The organism is Ideonella sp. B508-1, from assembly GCF_000333615.1.
Taxonomy (GTDB): Bacteria; Pseudomonadota; Gammaproteobacteria; order Burkholderiales; family Burkholderiaceae_C; genus Ideonella.
Genome location: NZ_BADL01000101.1, coordinates 1 through 1,385 on the forward strand (window position 1 = coordinate 1; position 1,385 = coordinate 1,385).

Annotated in this window: 5 protein-coding genes; 4 read left to right on the forward strand and 1 reads right to left on the reverse strand. The window is 64.2% G+C overall.

The features are described from left to right. The 4 genes from I73_RS33695 to I73_RS33470 all read left to right on the forward strand — a co-directional run. On the forward strand, window positions 1–504 hold a 504-nt coding region (locus tag I73_RS33695), incomplete at its 5' end, for an AbrB/MazE/SpoVT family DNA-binding domain-containing protein (RefSeq protein ID WP_234409405.1). An 11-nt stretch (window positions 505–515) separates the two neighbouring features. Next, window positions 516–734 carry a hypothetical protein gene (locus I73_RS25880; RefSeq protein WP_148289680.1) on the forward strand — a complete coding sequence of 73 codons (219 nt, stop codon included), beginning with the start codon at window positions 516–518 and terminating at the stop codon, window positions 732–734. Between the two features lie 23 nt (window positions 735–757). Beyond that, the gene (locus tag I73_RS33055; protein WP_022979474.1) at window positions 758–910 is read left to right on the forward strand and encodes a hypothetical protein; all 153 of its coding nucleotides are present in this window, start codon (window positions 758–760) and stop codon (window positions 908–910) included. A 7-nt stretch (window positions 911–917) separates the two neighbouring features. After that, entirely contained in the window at window positions 918–1,079 is a 162-nt protein-coding gene (locus I73_RS33470) for a hypothetical protein (RefSeq protein ID WP_022979475.1), read from the forward strand. 98 nt (window positions 1,080–1,177) lie between these two features. Here the strand turns inward: I73_RS33470 and I73_RS33700 are convergent. After that, the coding region (locus I73_RS33700) for a hypothetical protein (protein WP_234409406.1) at window positions 1,178–1,385 on the reverse strand (208 nt) is incomplete at its 5' end.

Here is a 1,385-nt window from a genome sequence, read left to right on the forward strand (position 1 = left end):
GGGCGCAGCCTGGAGGCCGTTGTGACGACAGGGCGGGCCGAATCGGTCGAGAAGATCCTTCACTACCTGTGCCGCGACCTGAGCGCGACGGCTATGCGGATCGAGCGCGGCGAAGTGTGGGACGGGTATACGGAGTGGTTCGCGGCCGAAGCATTCGCCCAGGCGCGGGCGTTCATAGACGGCCATGCGGCGATGCTTGGCGTGACTGAACTGCGCCCTGTCGAATCGCGCTCAAGGCGAACACGAATACCCTCGGAAGTTGTGCTGAAGAAGATGGGGAACAGCACTGCAATCGTGATGCCTCCGGGAGTCCTTAAACACCTTGGAATTGGTGTCGGGCAACACATGACTCTCGAAACAACCGCTGACGGCAAGATCGTCTTGTCGCCGAAGCGCAAGTACGTCCTGGCGGACTTGATTCGCCAGTGCGATTTGAACGCCCCGCCGCCTGCGGACCTTCGCTTGTGGGGTGCCGCAGAAGCTGTTGGCCAAGAGGTGCTTTGATGGGGCAAGCCGTGAGACAGAAGCCGGCAACGGACTTCGTGCCTAGCGAGGCGCTGCGCGCTCAGATCAGCGCGATGGTCGCGGCGCACGAAGACTGGATTCCGGACGCCGATGGCATTGACGCCGCCGTGCACATCGTGGTCAATGACTTCGACTACGGCGTTTGGCTGTGCGAGCACCACGGCGAGTGCAACATGCACAAGTTCACCCGCATTCAACGCCTGGCCTGACGGCTCCGGCGAGAAGGAAGCCCATGAGCGAACCCACCAAGCGCGCTTTGACGATCATGCTGAGCATCGCCAGCTTCTTCGCGGGGGTGGTGTTGGTGGCCTACTTCGTGGACCCGACCTGCGACAACGCGCTGTTTGCCACCTTCAACACATCGAGCTGCTTCAGCTTCAAGTGAGCCACAGATGACCTACGAAGAAGCGATCGAGGCCGAAGTGAGCCGCGAGGAAGCTCGGGCAGAAATCGCACACCACGACACGGATGGTGGTTTCGAGCAGTTCTTGCTGGATGTCGGTGATCGGCCCTCGTACTCAGGCGCTGAAGTCCTGGGCTGGTTGGGCTACTGAATTCCTGGGCGTGCCCCGGCCTGGCGGCCGGGTCGGGCTTTCGTGCTGCGCACCGAGCCAGCCTGCGGCCGTCTCGGCCCCTTCGGGCTTCAATCCGCTCACGCCTCCGCACCCGGTCGGGTGCTGCGCGCATCCGCTTGCCGGGGCGCCTGGCCGGCGCCTGAACTGACTTTCGCGCGCGAAAGCGCCGCCTGACGGCTGGCCAGCGAGCTGGCCGGGGAGGGCGGTGGCGTGCCCAGGTCGGGGCGTTGAATCCGCTTCGCGCGGGTGTGCACCGCCTGCCCCTCGCCAATTCCCGTGACGTGC

Bases quoted from the DNA above. Each gene is read 5' to 3' on its own strand.
- I73_RS33470 (WP_022979475.1), top strand. From the start codon at position 918: ATGACCTACGAAGAAGCGATCGAGGCCGAAGTGAGCCGCGAGGAAGCT.
- I73_RS33055 (WP_022979474.1), top strand. From the start codon at position 758: ATGAGCGAACCCACCAAGCGCGCTTTGACGATCATGCTGAGCATCGCC.